Origin of the sequence: Microcystis sp. (assembly GCF_048564745.1) — a bacterium.
In the GTDB taxonomy this organism is placed as follows: Bacteria; Cyanobacteriota; Cyanobacteriia; order Cyanobacteriales; family Microcystaceae; genus Microcystis; species Microcystis ichthyoblabe_A.
Map to the genome: position 1 here is coordinate 155,606 of NZ_JBLZRT010000012.1, position 15,807 is coordinate 171,412.

Here is a 15,807-nt window from a genome sequence, read left to right on the forward strand (position 1 = left end):
CTTCGGTCTTAGATACCAGATTAGGCTATACTTCATATTGATGAGAAGGGCTGTAATACGTCTCGACAATCTCAAAGTTTTACATTTCTTTTAACTTCGATCGCAATTCCGCTAATTCTGCATCCACTACCGAATCCCTGACGGTAGGTGGATAGGCAGTTTTACCCAGTAACATTTGTGCTTTTAGCAGTGCTAATTCATCATCCACATCGCTACTCGCTTCTAGCGTGAATTGATGTTCGATGCCGATGTCAACCAATTCACCGTCAGCTTGACTACTGGATTCTAACTTTTTGCTTCCATGCGCTCAAAAGCTGAAGGGTAAATAGTATCTATACTGCCGATACTTTTTTCGTTAATCTTTCTTTCTAAAATTGGCAATTTTTCTTTCAGTTTATCAACTTGGATATTCAGTTTTTCCAGTTGATTTTTAATAATATTTGCGGTATTAATGTGATGTTTTTTCTTTATATTAGCTTCTTGTGCCAGAGACTTATCACCTTTATCTAGAGCGAGTTTAACTATTTCTTGCCATTTTAAAACCTCAGCTTGTGCCTGGTTGTACTGTTGTTCGGCTCTTTTTTGTAAGGCAATTACTTCGATAATTGAGGAACGTAAATTAGATAAATCATCCCGCCTAATAGTGATGGTTAATTATGACTAGCAATTAATATTCCCTATCTCAACAACAAAATTAATAAATAGAGACGTACCGTAGATAGTACGTCTCGACGCTCTCAAAGTTTTACAGTTCTTTTAACTTCGATCGCAATTCCTCTAATTCTGCATCCACTACCGAATCCCTGACGGTGGTTGCTTGGGGTAAAGTGGGTTGACTAGAAGTTGTGCTGGGGGGTAATGCTCCGCCAGGCATTTGTGCTTTCAGCATTGCTAATTCATCCTCCACATCGCTACCCGCTTCTAGTGCAGCGAATTGATGTTCGATGCCAATGCCCTCCAATTCACCGTAAGCTTGACTACTGGCTTCTAACTCGATAACTTTTGCTTCCATGCGCTCAAAAGCACCCACGGAACTACTGGTATTGATACTGCCGAGGGTTTTTTGGAGTTCTTCGTTAGCTTTTGCGGCTCTGGAGCGAGCTACTAACATATTTTTCTTGGTTTTTGCCTCAGAAATCTTACTTTCGAGCGCGATCAAGTTTTTTCTCAGACTATCTACCTGTACCGTTTGCTGATCCAGTTGATTTTTGAGAATGGCGGCGGTTTCCGTGCAATCTTTCTTGCGTTTAAGAGCTTCCCTGGCGAGATTTTCATCCCCTTTAGCAAGGGCTAATTTGGCTCTTTGTTCCCATTTATTGGCTTCTGACTGGTCTTTGCTGTATTTTTGTTCCGTTTGTCGTTGTTCGGCGATCGCTCTAGCGACCGCTTGACGTACCTGTACTAGATCCTCTTGCATCTCACTGACAGCTTGCTCCAGCATTTTTTCTGGATCTTCAGCCTTGCTCACCATATCATTGAGGTTAGCTCGGACAACTCGGCTAAGGCGATCGAATAAACCCATGACGCTCTTGTTCCTCTCGGTGTGTACTAAATCAGTTAACTGTTCTTAAAACTTCCTATCTTGCCTAACGGCTTATTCTCTAATATAAACCACGAGAGCTAGGATAGGCGATAGGAGTTAGGAGTCAAGAGACAGGAGACAGACTTCGGCGTGAGCTTTTGTCGAACGCTTTTTTCTCCCCACACCCCACACCCTACACCCGTTCGGCTGAGCTCACGGCCGAAGCCCACACCCCACACCCTACACCCTACACCCCACATCACCCATCCAACTTTTCTTGTTTTAACTTGAGTAATTCCGCTTCAATTTGTTTTTGTCCCTCCAAATCTTGGAATTGTCGCTCTAAGGGGTCTTTATACTGGATTAAATCGGCTTGGGATTCGGCTTCTAAGACTTTTGCTTCTAATTTCTCGAAAATAGTCCCCATCTGACTGCTGTTCAAACTGCCCATAATTTCTTGGGCTTTTTGACTGGCACTCGCTGATCGCAATCTGGCCACATAAAGGCTTTTCTGTGCTTTCATCTCAGCATATTTGCGTTCAATTGTCAAGAGTTCTTTCTTTAACTTTTGTATAATAGCCGTCTGTTGTTGCAGGGAGGTTTGTAGGGGGGCGATCTGACTTTGATAGGTTTGCCATTGGCTGAGAGCTTGGCGGGCGAGTTCTTCGTTACCGTGATGTAGGGCTAATTGGGCGCGTTCGTGCCAAGTTTGGGCCGCTTTTTCCTGTTGTTGTCGTTGGCGCTCGGTGCGTTTCTGGGTAGCGACAGCTGCCGCCAGGGCTTGTCGCATTTGGATCAATTCCCCTTCCATCGCCAAGATCGCCTTTTCCAGCAGTTTTTCTGGATCTTGATTTTCCTGAATCAGACTATTGACTTGGGCGCGAATTGCTTGGCCCATGCGATCTAACAAACCCATTGCCGTCCTCCCGATACCAACCCTAGTAGTTTACCGAAGTGCCGCTCCTATCAATAATGATAGAACTAGGGACGGGGGACTGGGGGGGATCGGCTGTTTCTGAAGGTGCCAGACTACTGGGAGAAGGGGCTACTTGTAATTCTGGCGGTAACTGTTTCATTAACTCCGCCGCATCCTGTCGGTTTTGATCGGCCAGACGACGGGCTTTTTCCCGTTGAAAAAAGGGTAAATTAGCGGGTGATTCTTCCCTTTGGCGCAATTCCTCTAACATTCGTTCGTTAATGATCGCAGTCGAAGGGGCGGGGGTGACTTGGGGCGGTGGTGGCGGTGGTGCCGAAACTAGGGAAGATACGGGCGGGGTAGCGGGATCCGGGGGGGCGACGGGTAAAGATTGCTTGATCTTACTGACGGGCAATTGATGGGCCGGCATCAGGGAGGGCGGCGGATTCGGGGGTAAGAGGGCGTTAGTCAGATTTCTAGCTCTGGGGGGACTCTGAACCACTGGTGGGGCGGGAATGTTAGTTATCGGGCTAGTTTTAACGGGAGGAGCGGGAATATTAGCGATCGGACTGGTTTGAGGAGTTTTCTGTACTGGACGAGCGATCGCTATCAATCGATCGAGGTGGCGGGAGTTATTTTGGTGCGGCTCGCGGGGGGAATTCTCAGCTTTCCTCGGCGTGGGGGTGGTGCTGGTTAACCATTGATTGAGACTAAGGAGACTATTAGCAATCAAAAAGATCACCATTGCCCGGATACCCCAAGGGGTAAAAAAGATATCTTTAGCTGGGGGATAGACGTTAATGACAGCAGCTTCTAGGTATTCTGGTTGCGGAGCGGGATCGATGGCTGAACTGGGTTGATGGACGATCGAGAGAGGCAAATCTTGGGAGGATGGGGATCGATCGGATTTCATGAGGGTATTAAAGGTTATGCTAAAAAGTTAGGGGTTTTTTTCGTCCTAGTCTAACGTGGTACTCTCTAGATTTTCCAGATGTCTTTACATTCTCTTGACAAGATTTTGGCGGCTATCACTCAACAGGCGGGTTGGGAAGAATATCGCCACTATGAGCAAGTGCTGCAATTATGGCCAAAAATTATTAATCCCCGTCTGCTGGAGCAAACCCGGCCTTTTTCCCTCAATCGCGGGGTTTTATCGGTGGCCACCAGTAGCGCCGCTTTAGCACAGGAATTGTCTTTACAACGCTATGGCTTATTAAAACGGCTTAATAGTCAGTTAGAGACTCCCCTGAGCGATATCCGCTTTTCTGCCGCCCGTTGGCAGCAGGATAGTCAGTTAATTCCTCTAGAAGCGATCGCGCCTAATTCCCTTAAAGATCATCCTAGTTATGTCACCCCAGAAAAACCGCCAGAAAATCCCCAGCAACCGGACGGTTTAGAGAGTTGGAGCCAGAAAATACGTCATAGAACCCGATCCTGGCCAATTTGTCCTCGTTGTCAGTCTCCCAGTCCCTCCGGAGAGCTTGAGCGTTGGCAATGTTGTGCTTTTTGTTTTGCCCAGTCGGGCGGGGTAAAAGATTCAATTTTTTTATAGTATTGTGGAAAGAGTGGTTTTGAGTCGGGAATCAATTGGCCGATCTTTTCTGTCTTAATTGAACCTGTATTCATCAATTCTATTCGGCTAAGGCTTGATCCCCGTTCTGTTATTGCTGATACTAGACCCAATAACCTCGGCCACAACTGAGTTTAACTCCTCTGTTTTGAGACAGTGCTGCTTTTTGCAAAGTAACTATTAAAAGATTCTAAAAACAAAATTTTTTTTGGGGATCACTAAAAACTATATGGCGTATCAGTCCTAGCTGTGGTAGTCAGGAAAATCCCCTTGGCACAGGGTAGGACAATATTACACAGAGCGAAAAGAGAGTCATCCCTTGAGTTCCCTATAATCATCTTCCTTTTAAAGCCAAACCATGCAAGCCGCAAACTTTCTTACTTCTTCCTGTCGATACTGCCGATACTATCAAACCCAAGGTCGGCGCGGTGGCACTTGTCAACAACTAGATGTTCCTGTCGAAGCTCATTGGAAAGCCTGCGCTCTAGCGATGCCTCCTTTTAGCACTGAATGGCAACAACTCAATCGGGTGGTTAGTTTAGAACAGTCTCTAGAATTAACCTGTGCAGTGTCGCCAACTCCCGTGGTGGTCTCCCCTAGTCGTCATGCTCCCCGACAACCGATGGCGGTTTAGAATATCCGGGGCCTAAACAGGAGCAAAAAATTGGCGTTGCCCATTAAAAATATGAATTCACCCTCCCACATCTTTTCGGGCGCTATTTTTGAGATAATAGATGAGTTGATTGCCAAGATAAAGCTGGGAAAGGCAGAATTGCTGTAGAAAGTATTCACGAGTTGAGAGTTGGGGTTTTAGGGTTTTGGGGTATTAGTTGAAATTCCCCTATCTCCCCACACCCCGCACCCCACACCCCGCACCCCACTTCCCAATAATTAATGTCGCCAGAATGCCCCTGATGACTTCTCATCGTCCCCTGAAAATTGGTATAGTTGGCACAGGGTTCGCCGCTCAACGTCGCGCTGAAAGCTTGCAAGCGGATGATCGCGCCCAGCTTCTGTATTTTAGTGGTAATAGTCCCGAATCGATCGCTAATTTCTCGCAAAAGTACCAAATTTCTGCCCTAGATTCGGCAGTAAGCCTGGCCAGCCATCCCGATCTCGATCTGATTGTCATTGCCAACGTTAATCAGGCCCATGCCTCGATCGCCCGTACTGCCTTAAAATCTGGCAAGCACGTTATCGTCGAGTATCCTCTGGCTTTTCACCCGGCAGCGGCAGCAGAATTAATCACCTTAGCCGAAACCGAGAACAAATTACTGCACGTCGAACATATTGAACTTTTGGGGGGACTGCATCAAACCCAACAGCAGTATTTAGCCAGCCTCGGCAATATCCACCTAGCCCGTTATACCACGATCGTCCCCGGCAGACCAGCACTCCGGCGCTGGACATTTCATCGGGATTTATTCGGTTTTCCTTTGATCGCTGCCCTTTCTCGTATCCATCGCTTTACTAATTTATTTGGGGAAGTGGAGTCCGTATCCTGTCATTGTCGTTATTGGAATGCTCCAGAATCCGATTATTTTCTAGCCTGTTTGTGTGAGGCGCAGTTATTATTTAAAAATGGCTTAATTGCTGAAGTTACCTACGGCAAAGGCGAAGTTTTTTGGCAAAATGAGCGAACTTTCACTATTCATGGGGAGGGGGGCAGCTTAATTTTTGAAGGGGAAAAAGGGCAGTTAATTAATAGTGAAGGTAGCCAAGCTTTAGAAGTGGAAACCCGTCGCGGTCTTTTTGCCAAAGATACCGCAATGGTGCTAGATTATCTGTTCGATCGGGTTCATCTCTATGTTACTCCCCAAGCCAGTCTTTATGCCCTAGAAGTGGCATACGCTGCCTATCAATCTTCCTTGTCGGGAAAAACAGTTTTTCTCGGGGCTAATTAAACCGAATTAGACTTTTTGAATTAACTTTCTGCCTAGTAAACCCTGGGGACGAACTAACAACATAATAAAGAGAATAGCAAAAGCGATCGCCTCTCGATAACCGGAATATTCTGCGGGAACAAAAGCTTCGGCAATACCCAATAATAAACCACCGATTACTGCTCCGGGGATACTTCCCAATCCCCCTAAAACGATCACTCCTAAACCTTTTAATCCGAAAGCAATACCGAAATAGGGGCCAGCGATACTAACACTAGAACCGACTAAAGTTCCTGCTAAACCTGCCAAGGCACCACTAATAAAAAAGGTAATCACGATAAATTTTTCGGGATTGATCCCCAACAAACTGGCCGTGGTGACATCTTCAGCTACCGCTTGTAAAGCTTTGCCCATTTTGGTGAAATTAACCCAATAAGTTAGCAAAGCCACCATAACTGCTGAAACCAGAAAAATAATAATCTGAATTGTGCGAATTGCCACGGGGCGATCAGCTGTACCAAAATTAATTGCGGGGGGAAGATTGCCATAAATACTATCGGGAAAAGTATAAATTTCTGCCCCGAATAAGTATTGAATGACATTGACAATCACCACGGCTGCCCCTAGGCTAGAAACCAGAGTTAAGAGAGAATCGGAACCCCGTACCCGGAGGGGTTTAAAGGCCAATCTTTCCAGAAGAACCGAGGTGAAACCTGAAAGGATACAGCCTAGCAAGAGTGCCAAAAAAAAGGGCAGGGAAAAGGGTAATTTGGCATTAGCTAATAAACCATTAAAACCGAAAACTCCCCCCGCTAGAGCGTAGGTAAAATAGGCACCGAGGGTAAAAATTGCGCCATGGGCAAAATTGATAATTCCTAGAATGGAAAAAATCAAAGTGTAACCGAGGGCAAAAATAGCATAGACACTACCGATCGATAAACCGTTTAAAACCTGTTGAAAAATTGTTACTAGATCCATAGTCGGGGTTAGCTAGGGTAACTTTTGATTATAACTGACGGTCGCCACCACATCCGGTAAAGGACGCTGCAGTTTATATAACCAGAATAAACCGAAAAGACCGACAGCGATCGCTCCTAAACTAATTATTTGCGCCATTTTCAAAAGCCCAAACATTAAACTATCGGTGCGTAGTCCCTCGATCCAGAATCTACCTAGACTGTAGGCGATAAAATAGACTAGGGTAAGGGTGCCAATTTTTAATTTACTAGGGTGTTTTAACCCCCAGAAAAATAGATAGATAAGTAGGGCAAAAACTGCTAGATTCCAGAGAGATTCGTAGAGAAAGGTGGGGTGAAAATAATCGACGGTGATATATTCTAAAGGACGACTAGCCGGAGGAATAAACAACTTCCAAGGTAAATTAGTCGGACTGCCAAAAGCTTCCGAATTAAAAAAGTTACCCCAACGTCCGATCGCTTGACCGATAATAACTGAAGGTGCCACCAGATCGAGTAATTGCCAAAGAGAAACCCGATTAATGCGAGCAAAGATTAGGGCCGCCAGCAAACCCCCGATAATTGCCCCGTGAATGGCGATACCTCCCTTCCAAATGGCGATAATATCAGCAGGATTTTGCGCGTATTCTTGCCACTGAAAGAGAACATAGTACAGACGGGCTGCAGGTATGGCCCCCACTACTAACCAAATGGCCAAATCAGCGATTAAATCGGGATTGATCGCTCTTTTTTGGGCGAGGTACTGGGAGAGGGTGACACCCAATAATACCGCCATAGCGATGAGAAATCCATACCAGCGCACCGAAATTGGTCCGATCTCCCAGAGGACGGGGCCGGGAGACTGAAAGACAAAACCTAAGAGCATAAAATTATTAAGAATAAAAAATTTTATCTTTCCTATAGTATCTTATGCTATGATAGGGTAAGGTGACATATTTGCGGATGTGGCGGAATTGGTAGACGCGCTAGATTTAGGTTCTAGTATCTTTTCGATGTGTGGGTTCGAGTCCCTCCATCCGCATTAACCTTCGGGTCGATGAGGTGTAACCTGATTTGGTATTGACGACCGACGACCCAAAAGGGGAAACTTGTTAATTTCCATTTTTGAGACTCCGGTTCAGATTTATTTTTTCAGCTGACTTCTTACCCAATTCCGAAATGCTTTTACTAACTCTAGGTAATCTGTCTGGCCAGCTTGTTGTAAAAATATAGCAATTTCTAAGATGGGTAAATTAGGAAAAAACTGACTGGTTGGGGAGGTGATATAAGTGCCATTTTGTAATTGTTGGATAACCAGAGATTCCCCATTATAAACCCAAACCTCTGCCACGCCTAGATCTGCATAAACCTGAAGGCGATTTTGAGAACTGCTGGTGACATCAATTTCTATGACTAAATCCGGTGCCGGGTCTTCATTTAAGTCCAGTCGCTTTTTTCCCCGAACCGCCTCAATATTATCAATGTAAAAACATTCATCCGGTTCTGCACCGCTTAATTGAGGGCGTTTAAAGGTGGTAGAACCGAGGGGATAAATCGAGACTGCTGATTCTTCAGCCATTGTCTCAACAAATCGCCCCGCCACTTTCTTGAATCTTTCGTGTCCGGTCGAAGGAGCCATGATTTCTAAATTGCCACGATTGTAGGTCAGCCGGAGACGGCGATTGCTCATTTCTGCGAGCAGCGTTTCGTAGGTTTTCCAGCTAATCCCGGACAGGTGAATTATTTCAGCCGGTGGTGCGAGCAGTGTTACAGTCATAGATTCAAGCAAAAATCCCCTGCTTCCATTTTAGGATAGTGATCAATATAGCGCGCCTCTCGTTTTGGCCGATCACTTATGGGGCAAAACTCATCTTAAAATAGAGGAGGAAAAACTACGGGTCTCAACTTAGTTGGTGTTTAAAGTTCAAGGTTTTATAGTTTTTGACAGCCCTAAGCATTAATAATCATTGCACCAGTGAGATGATCCCGACGAAACGCCTGTGGACTTGGGATGATGTAGCCACATAATATATATGTGCAAGCGTTAGAATCTCTTGCCTAGGTTTCGGAAACGTTGTCAGAGAAATAATTATCCACAAATTGACTGATTTCCCTTTGAAATTTCTCTGATGAAAAAAGAGACTTTTGATGGGAGAGGGACATTAAAAGCTCTTCCTGTTTCTTTTCATTACTAATTACTGCAATAATCTTTTCTACTGCTTCTTCCATACTGTTAAATTGCAATTCTGTATTGTGCTTACCGACGATTTCAGTTTGACCTCCTATTTTCTGTACAAAGGGAATGATATCTGCTCTCACCATTTCGGCTACGGAGATACCAAACTGGTCTTTCTTGGGATGGATACCATACCTACATTTGTACAGTATATTACAATAATCTGCATAGGGAAGATCCTTATACAGTTGAATCCAGTCGGAATTTTCAGCTACCAATTGTTCAATATAGTGTTGATACTTTTTATTAAAAGCTCCCCCAGCGCCCCCAGTTATATGGAGTTTGATGGAAAATCCTCTCTCCCGCACTGCTTTTAAGACTTTAATGCCGAAATCTGTACTTTTATCTACTGTTAACCTACCGCTAATTACAAAAGCATTCTCTTTTTGCTCCCGAGCAATATCCTTAACAGGAATCACCACTGGAGGATAGATAACGGTACTATCAAGCCCGTAAACTTCCTTGACTGCTTTGGCTACATCAAAAGAGTTAGAAATAGATAGATTCTTTTTGAGGTTATCTACAGAAAAATTGGAGATATTTAGGTAGGGCATATTCTGGTGTATTTTACCACCTTCAAGGACTTTAACCCAATGGATATATTGGATTCCTGGTACGCCTAGATCGGCCGCATTACAAGCTGATAGCACCAAGGAATAATTTTTGGCTCTTTCTTTTAAATAACGCAGGCTTAAATGAATGGATATCTGACGAAAATGAGGATTATTACTGATGAGAAACTCTGAGATGCCTTGCCAACTTTTTGGTAATACGGAAACAACGTTAACTTCCTTGGGACTGAGGGATGTTTCATACAACTTATTTAGCTTTTCCCAGTCTGGATAGTAAAAGGTGAAAAGAGTTAAGTCATATTTTTCTTTTAAGGCTTCTAGTATCCAGAGAGCCACAGCTTCAGCACCTCCTCCCATAAAATAGGGCATATAGACTCCAATAGTTTTTTTCAGCATTTTTTAACCACCAATATACGAAAGAGTTGTTTTAACAATTGCTTGGCTCTCTTGTTTATCCTGTACTCGACAAAATAGATTCTGTCCCTACCGTCCCGGTTTTCGTCCTGATTTAGGAGCATTCATGGTTGCGGCTAATAGGTATCATATAGAACGATTGGGGTTGCTGAATGAAGGTATGAATGCCAACTGTGCATCGTATCCAAAAGTTAGTTTGGGTCTAGGTTTTAAAAATCCCACAAGAGAAGATTCATATCTCAACTCAGCAACGCCCGATTTGCCAGCAGAACCCAAGAGAACCATTGGCATTTAGGATACCACGAAATTAGAGAGCCAGTTAAGTAGATTCAGCTCATACAGGATAACTTGTCTCGCTTCGGCGATCGCTTCTTTCGCTTCGTGCCAAGCATCCAAACTAGAAGTGACCTCTCGCAAATAATCAACTCCTTTTTGATCCAAACTGGGCAGGCGTAAGAAACTTTTCGGTGGCAATAGTTTCTCTGCATCCGCTCCACCGTAATAAATAGGTAAACACCAAGCTAATAGCGGGTCCCAGAGCTTTTCGCTGATATACCACCTGCTCTGTGCGTAGTTTTCTATGGCTAGATTGTAGTAGTAGGGAGCTAGGACATTCCATTTATTTTGTACCGAGCCTCTCGAACCCGTCCAGTCCGGCAAACCTCGCCCATAAAAATCGAAAGGAAGTTCGTTATCTTTGATTAGCTGCATAAAGGCCAAACGGTGGCGATGATTGGCTGTGCGGGTAGTTCCAGAGGTAATCCAAGAGCAGAGGCGAATTTTTTCCGGACAGGGCAAATCGGCCAGATCCCGAAAGCTGTTGCTTATGTGCCAGTCGGCAGGCATATAGTATGGTTGAGGTGCGTAATCATCCGGACCTGATACATAGCCACAATACTCGCTGGCGATGCGGTAATTTTCCATATTGGTCGATAACACTTCCGGTAAGGGCGGTTCTCTTAAGAGATAGATAATGCGTTCCTTGGGAACTCTCCCCAAAATAGATGGAAGTGCCAGCTGTGGCTTTGCTGGTTTTTTGAGCCAATTTTTCCAGCCGTCTTGCTCTTTCTTTGGTTGCGGAAAATCAAACTGATAAAGCAACAAGTAATCTGGCTCAGGAGCGTTAGCTTGTAGGGAAATATTACCCCAAACTCCCATTGGATAAGGAGTTTGTTTCCATAGCCAATCTCCCTGATTTAAATTGGGATAGCTGCTGAGCATACCTACTATTTTTTCTGTCACAAGTTAACCCCTTATTATTAGTTAGAAAAAACTTTACGGGCTATTCTCTGTAATTTTTCCTTCATTCTTTTTCCTAAACTTTTAGGTTGATTGTACCACACGGGACTGGATTTAAATTGAGGATAATTTTCAGGTTCGTAGAGATAGCGATAATATAAAAATAAACTACGATAGGGAAAATCTATATTTTCTCCCTGGCAACATCTAGTAAATAAACTGCTGGAAATCCCAATATAATGAAGGTAAATCAACCTATATCCTTTGTCATACAGTAAATTATCTTTTTCGACAAATTTGGGATCGGTAACGCAGTTACCTACTCTCTTTTCTGGAGGAGTATTCAAAGCATAATTGTATATAGAAGTACCTGTTCTCATCATCATATAGTTGAGAAGGGTCTGATCTGGGGCCATGGGATAAATAACCTCTGACTCTCCTGAACGGAATTGTTCCAAAATCCAATTTCTCTTTTCTTCCTCAAATAAGTTTTTTTTAGAAGCATAGATTCCTGAACAGAAAATCTCTTTTTTGATCCGTTCTTCGGAGAATATTTTCAGTAACTTTGGCGAACTAACTTCATAGACGTGGGAGGTATCTTTATACTGATAGTCGTAGACAACACAATCATAATCGTCTAGCTTTTCCCAGAAATAGTCTATGGGAGACAAAAGTAAGGTATCCGCATCCATATAGAGGAATCGGTCAAAGGGTCCGTCAAAGGCACAGTAGCGACGATGGGTACCAAAACGATGATAGCCATTGCTTCCCGCTTGCTGCCACCTGAGGCGGGCAGTAGGATGGGAATCCCAGGCTGCCTTGGCAAAATTATCCCACCTCTCCATCGACTCCCGCTCGCGATACAGTTCAACTTGGGGGCGTTGAGCGATTAACTTGGCAATTTCCTCGGTTTGGTCATCGTAGGGGTAGACACAGACTGGTAAGTCTTTTCCCCCATTCGCCTCAATGCTATTCAGCAAAGCCACTAGCTGATCGTAAACCCGATCATTAGCCAAAGTACAGATTCCGTTGCTCATAAGTTTCTCATGCTCGCATCTAAAAATACTTATATCACAGTTAACCGATTTAGAGACCGGCTCCGGCAAGACCTAGCAACGAATTAGGTTGAAATCTTGCCTGTCCTTAGAGTCCTCGTGGCTTGAAAGGAGGGAACAGGGAAGGAACAAAATACTAACTTTGTATCTTGACGGACTTGTAGCCCTGGCCACAATTTACTTGGCCGTAAGCGTTCAGGATTTTCCTTTCCCCTGACATTGACAAGAAAAGTTTCCCTTAGTAGAATAGCGTAAACTCGTTGATAAATCTTACCCATGAAGACGCTTGGACAAGTAGGTATATACTGTTTAGCTAATGATCAGGTTTTGGAATGGATGATTCCTTTCTTAGAAAGTCTCAGGACTTATGATCCTGAATGCCCTCTGTATATTATACCTTTTAATGATAATATATCCCAACTCAGTAAAATTTCTCAGAAATACAATTTCAATTTTTATCGCGATATAAACTTGGAGCTATTAGATGGAGTGGGAGCAAAAGTAAGGGGTATCGAGGATATACATAATCACAGATTTCGTATTTTTTCCATCTTCTGGGGACCCCTAGAGCATTTTATCTTTCTAGATTCTGACATTATTGTTTTAGATAGCTTACAAGAGCTGTTCCGAACCTATATCAACTCTGAAGTCGAATTTATGTACTACTATAGAGGTATATTCGATCAGGTCTATAAAGAGGGGGAGTTTAGAGATAAAATGATCCGAGAGTATAGGGCAAACGGTTTCAACGCAGGCTCTTTTATCTCTTCCCGGGGGGCTTTTAGCCTAGATGATATTCAAGAGTTGGCTGAACAAGCAGCCACAATCAGACAGCATTTTGCCGACCATTGTATTGTCCAGCCCTTTGTCAACTACTGTGTGGATATTAAGGGGCTGAAAACCCAAGCCATTACTGAGGCTATCCCCGATCTAGGCTCCGAGTGGGCAAAATTCAAGATAGAGTTTGCCGATAATACTCACAAGGTAAATGGGAAAAGAATACTATATACCCACTGGGCAGGCTTTGGTCACGGGCCAAATATGCCCAATCGCGATCTGTTTCTTAAGTACAGGCTGAAGAATTTATCTTGGCCCTGGCGCTGGCAATATGTGATCCGCGATCACCTGACAACAATTTTCCGCACTTGGAAAAGTAGGCTAAGCAAAAAACTCAAAGGTTTATCACGCAAACCCGAGATTAAACCCCTATAAGTGCAAGATATGCTAGAGAACGATTCCCCTTTTGAGCTTGGCAAAGTTTCTGTATTAATTCCCTGTTATCAGCATGGACACCTACTTGCTCAAGCAGTGGAATCTGTTTTGAGACAATCTTATCAAAACCATGAGATAATTATTATCAATGATGGCTCCACCGATAACACCCATCAGGTAGCCCAACAATATGCCCAGAAATATCCCCAGCGGATTAAGTATTTATATCAAGAGCGACAGGGGCAAGTAGCGGCTAGGAAAAACGGCAGCACTTTGATCCGTGGCGAATTTCTAATCACTTTAGATGCCGATGATCTGCTGGCTCCGTCAATGATGGCTAAGTGTGTAGAAAGCTTGAGCAAAAACCCTGAAGCAGCCGCTGTTGCCTCCAACGTTTGGGTGGTGGCAGAAGATGGCCAGACTATACTAGGCCAGCTCGACCAAAGTGAAGTTCCTAGCTGGCCCAATATTCTGGAACACAATACTTGGGGGGGGATTGCGGGCATCATGATGCGCTCGCAGTCTCTGCAAAAAGTAGGCTGGTTCAATTTCGATGGTACTGCGGGGGGTGAAGACTGGGATATCTGGATTCGCTTCGCCAGATCCCGTCAGAAATTACTGCATATTCCTGATTTTTTAGCTCAATACCGTCAGAATTGTAGCTCTCATAGTCGGCAAGGACTCAGGGTCTTAAAAGGAATCTTACAGGTTTTGGATTGCTTAACCAGGGAAGATCCGCGCCTGATTCAGCTAGAAAACGTCTATCCCCCCATTGATATTTCTTACTACAATCAGCTCCGTAATCGAGCCGTTTTTTTTAACTATGGTGTCGCTTTAGCGGCGGCAGAAAGTGAGGAGACTCTCCAAGATATCTTGCAATACTTTGTGCCATCTGATTTAGATTTAGAAACTCTAGCAACTGCCTATATTAAGGGGCTCATTTTCGTCAGTCGAGTGCAAGGAAATACTAACATTTTTTGTCCAGATTTTCAAGATGATGCCTTAGGCAATGCGCTAAGTTACCTAGAAAATAAAATCTCTGAAGATACCGCCAAGTTGTTGAGGATTAGGATAGCAGAAAATTTAATCACCCAAACTCAAATATCTACCAAAAATTCTAATCTATTCAAGAATAAAATTAAAACTATCCTGATTAAAATTAAACAAAAGTTATCAGCTCTGGCAAGCCCCAATAAGACGTAAACAATTCCTCTGCCGATTCCTAAAGAGGGGGTATAAGAACTGACTTCAGGCGAGGGAAAACCCCTATACATCAGATATTTTCTGACTTAATACCCACTGCTTGTAAATCCCTATTGTAGTCCGTCTTTAATCCTCCCCCTAAAAACAGTCTAACTTTCTCAGAAATCCTCGTCCACTTTACTGCTAAAGTAACCAAGGCCACCTTGATCCGATCCTTTTGGTTGGGAATTCTGGCATCTTTGTAGATAGCCAGAAAATCGTTCAGGTTAGGCCAATCTCGCCAAATATCACGGATTAAGCCCCGGAAACGGTTTAAATTAGACCGATGGGGGTAACTGATTAAATTGATCTGATGCAATCCCCCCATGACCCTTATGGTTCTAGACCTTAAGGAAGGCCAAGTTTTGCGAGCAGGATGTTTGACTAGGGCTTTTGGCGCATAAACTACTTGATAACCTGCTCTACTGACTCGCCGTCCCCATTCTAAATCTCCCCCCGAGGGAAGAGAGAGATTGAAAAATCCTACGGTTTCAAAAATCTGTTTAAAAGTAAAAATATTAGCAGTTGCACCAAATTTCATCTTCGTAACTAATTCTTCTTGGGATAAAGCTGTGATCATCTCAAAAAGCTCAACCGCATTGGCCTTGCCTTCGATTTCGGGAAAAACCTCAATATGACCTGCAACCAAACCACAATTAGGAGTATTGACCAACTCCTCTACCCCCTCTCTCAGCCAGTGGGCATCGGGAAGGCAGTCAGCATCAGTAAAAGCAATGATTTCACCCCGGCACTCCCTAATCCCCGTGTTGCGGGCAGCAAATTGCGTGGGGATGCTTTCTACCAGATAAGAGGATCGAGGAAATCGAGCCACGCAATCTTTAATGCTATCATCGGGCCCGTTATCGACAACAACGATCTCCCAATCGTCCGTAGGATATATTTGCCGCTCAAGAGCTTCTAGGCAAGTTTTCAGGTGCTCTACATCATTAAAAACAGGAATAATAATCGAGACAAAGGGGAAAGTCATAA

General features: G+C 43.9%; 17 protein-coding genes and 1 tRNA gene. 6 read left to right on the plus strand and 12 right to left on the minus strand.

The features are described 5' to 3' along the window. Positions 1-79 precede the first annotated feature (79 nt). From ACOCD9_RS02070 to ACOCD9_RS02090, 5 genes are all read right to left on the minus strand, one after another. Positions 80-259 (minus strand): hypothetical protein, encoded by a 180-nt coding sequence (locus ACOCD9_RS02070; protein WP_287700422.1) that lies wholly within the window; start codon positions 257-259, stop codon positions 80-82. Between the two features lie 26 nt (positions 260-285). Continuing rightward, on the minus strand, positions 286-648 hold the full coding sequence (locus tag ACOCD9_RS02075; protein ID WP_353737343.1) for a PspA/IM30 family protein: 363 nt from the start codon (positions 646-648) through the stop codon (positions 286-288). Positions 649-745: 97 nt separating this feature from the next. Then, positions 746-1,522, minus strand: coding sequence for a PspA/IM30 family protein (locus ACOCD9_RS02080; RefSeq protein WP_002794189.1), 777 nt, complete (start codon positions 1,520-1,522; stop codon positions 746-748). A gap of 259 nt (positions 1,523-1,781) precedes the next feature. Beyond that, positions 1,782-2,438, minus strand: coding sequence for a PspA/IM30 family protein (locus ACOCD9_RS02085; protein WP_419546242.1), 657 nt, complete (start codon positions 2,436-2,438; stop codon positions 1,782-1,784). A 22-nt stretch (positions 2,439-2,460) separates the two neighbouring features. Then, positions 2,461-3,351, minus strand: a complete 891-nt coding sequence (locus ACOCD9_RS02090; protein WP_419546243.1) for a hypothetical protein — start codon at positions 3,349-3,351, stop codon at positions 2,461-2,463. A 78-nt stretch (positions 3,352-3,429) separates the two neighbouring features. On the opposite strand from ACOCD9_RS02090, the gene ACOCD9_RS02095 reads away from it, so the two are divergent. The 3 genes from ACOCD9_RS02095 (at position 3,430) to ACOCD9_RS02105 (ending at position 5,912) form a co-directional block, all read left to right on the plus strand. Continuing rightward, positions 3,430-3,990 carry a DUF721 domain-containing protein gene (locus ACOCD9_RS02095; protein WP_419546244.1) on the plus strand — a complete coding sequence of 187 codons (561 nt, stop codon included), beginning with the start codon at positions 3,430-3,432 and terminating at the stop codon, positions 3,988-3,990. 376 nt (positions 3,991-4,366) lie between these two features. Then, a complete protein-coding gene (locus tag ACOCD9_RS02100) occupies positions 4,367-4,642 on the plus strand; it encodes a hypothetical protein (protein ID WP_419546245.1) in 276 nt (91 codons plus the stop codon). A gap of 271 nt (positions 4,643-4,913) precedes the next feature. After that, complete coding sequence (locus tag ACOCD9_RS02105; RefSeq protein WP_287700433.1) at positions 4,914-5,912, plus strand: Gfo/Idh/MocA family protein; 999 nt, start codon at positions 4,914-4,916, stop codon at positions 5,910-5,912. Between the two features lie 6 nt (positions 5,913-5,918). Here the strand turns inward: ACOCD9_RS02105 and ACOCD9_RS02110 are convergent, their stop codons facing one another. Next, positions 5,919-6,869 (minus strand): branched-chain amino acid ABC transporter permease, encoded by a 951-nt coding sequence (locus tag ACOCD9_RS02110; RefSeq protein WP_287700435.1) that lies wholly within the window; start codon positions 6,867-6,869, stop codon positions 5,919-5,921. Positions 6,870-6,881: 12 nt separating this feature from the next. Continuing rightward, the gene (gene lgt / locus ACOCD9_RS02115) at positions 6,882-7,733 is read right to left on the minus strand and encodes a prolipoprotein diacylglyceryl transferase (RefSeq protein ID WP_419546246.1); all 852 of its coding nucleotides are present in this window, start codon (positions 7,731-7,733) and stop codon (positions 6,882-6,884) included. Between the two features lie 73 nt (positions 7,734-7,806). On the opposite strand from lgt, the gene ACOCD9_RS02120 reads away from it, so the two are divergent. Beyond that, a tRNA-Leu gene (locus ACOCD9_RS02120) sits at positions 7,807-7,889 on the plus strand. A 102-nt stretch (positions 7,890-7,991) separates the two neighbouring features. Here the strand turns inward: ACOCD9_RS02120 and ACOCD9_RS02125 are convergent. The 4 genes from ACOCD9_RS02125 to ACOCD9_RS02140 form a co-directional block, all read right to left on the minus strand. After that, positions 7,992-8,624 (minus strand): Uma2 family endonuclease, encoded by a 633-nt coding sequence (locus ACOCD9_RS02125; RefSeq protein WP_419546247.1) that lies wholly within the window; start codon positions 8,622-8,624, stop codon positions 7,992-7,994. Positions 8,625-8,905: 281 nt separating this feature from the next. After that, the gene (locus ACOCD9_RS02130) at positions 8,906-10,051 is read right to left on the minus strand and encodes a glycosyltransferase (RefSeq protein ID WP_287700441.1); all 1,146 of its coding nucleotides are present in this window, start codon (positions 10,049-10,051) and stop codon (positions 8,906-8,908) included. 309 nt (positions 10,052-10,360) lie between these two features. Beyond that, positions 10,361-11,311: a glycosyltransferase family 10 domain-containing protein gene (locus ACOCD9_RS02135; RefSeq protein ID WP_287700442.1), complete on the minus strand. Its 951-nt coding sequence runs from the start codon at positions 11,309-11,311 to the stop codon at positions 10,361-10,363. Between the two features lie 17 nt (positions 11,312-11,328). Beyond that, on the minus strand, positions 11,329-12,345 hold the full coding sequence (locus ACOCD9_RS02140) for an Npun_R2821/Npun_R2822 family protein (protein WP_287700443.1): 1,017 nt from the start codon (positions 12,343-12,345) through the stop codon (positions 11,329-11,331). Between the two features lie 294 nt (positions 12,346-12,639). Here ACOCD9_RS02140 and ACOCD9_RS02145 point away from each other — a divergent pair, with 294 nt between their 5' ends. Both ACOCD9_RS02145 and ACOCD9_RS02150 read left to right on the plus strand, forming a co-directional pair. Beyond that, a complete protein-coding gene (locus ACOCD9_RS02145) occupies positions 12,640-13,575 on the plus strand; it encodes a glycosyltransferase (RefSeq protein WP_419546248.1) in 936 nt (311 codons plus the stop codon). Between the two features lie 9 nt (positions 13,576-13,584). Beyond that, a complete protein-coding gene (locus tag ACOCD9_RS02150; RefSeq protein ID WP_419546249.1) occupies positions 13,585-14,778 on the plus strand; it encodes a glycosyltransferase family 2 protein in 1,194 nt (397 codons plus the stop codon). 70 nt (positions 14,779-14,848) lie between these two features. Here the strand turns inward: ACOCD9_RS02150 and ACOCD9_RS02155 are convergent, their stop codons facing one another. Further along, complete coding sequence (locus ACOCD9_RS02155; protein ID WP_287700448.1) at positions 14,849-15,805, minus strand: glycosyltransferase; 957 nt, start codon at positions 15,803-15,805, stop codon at positions 14,849-14,851. Positions 15,806-15,807 lie beyond the last annotated feature (2 nt).

Coding starts and splice junctions, on each gene's coding strand:
- ACOCD9_RS02080 (WP_002794189.1), bottom strand. CDS start 1,522: ATGGGTTTATTCGATCGCCTTAGCCGAGTTGTCCGAGCTAACCTCAAT.
- ACOCD9_RS02140 (WP_287700443.1), bottom strand. CDS start 12,345: ATGAGCAACGGAATCTGTACTTTGGCTAATGATCGGGTTTACGATCAG.
- ACOCD9_RS02100 (WP_419546245.1), top strand. CDS start 4,367: ATGCAAGCCGCAAACTTTCTTACTTCTTCCTGTCGATACTGCCGATAC.
- ACOCD9_RS02125 (WP_419546247.1), bottom strand. CDS start 8,624: ATGACTGTAACACTGCTCGCACCACCGGCTGAAATAATTCACCTGTCC.
- ACOCD9_RS02110 (WP_287700435.1), bottom strand. CDS start 6,869: ATGGATCTAGTAACAATTTTTCAACAGGTTTTAAACGGTTTATCGATC.
- ACOCD9_RS02155 (WP_287700448.1), bottom strand. CDS start 15,805: ATGACTTTCCCCTTTGTCTCGATTATTATTCCTGTTTTTAATGATGTA.
- ACOCD9_RS02150 (WP_419546249.1), top strand. CDS start 13,585: ATGCTAGAGAACGATTCCCCTTTTGAGCTTGGCAAAGTTTCTGTATTA.
- ACOCD9_RS02085 (WP_419546242.1), bottom strand. CDS start 2,438: ATGGGTTTGTTAGATCGCATGGGCCAAGCAATTCGCGCCCAAGTCAAT.
- ACOCD9_RS02145 (WP_419546248.1), top strand. CDS start 12,640: ATGAAGACGCTTGGACAAGTAGGTATATACTGTTTAGCTAATGATCAG.
- ACOCD9_RS02090 (WP_419546243.1), bottom strand. CDS start 3,351: ATGAAATCCGATCGATCCCCATCCTCCCAAGATTTGCCTCTCTCGATC.
- lgt (WP_419546246.1), bottom strand. CDS start 7,733: ATGCTCTTAGGTTTTGTCTTTCAGTCTCCCGGCCCCGTCCTCTGGGAG.
- ACOCD9_RS02095 (WP_419546244.1), top strand. CDS start 3,430: ATGTCTTTACATTCTCTTGACAAGATTTTGGCGGCTATCACTCAACAG.
- ACOCD9_RS02105 (WP_287700433.1), top strand. CDS start 4,914: ATGCCCCTGATGACTTCTCATCGTCCCCTGAAAATTGGTATAGTTGGC.
- ACOCD9_RS02130 (WP_287700441.1), bottom strand. CDS start 10,051: ATGCTGAAAAAAACTATTGGAGTCTATATGCCCTATTTTATGGGAGGA.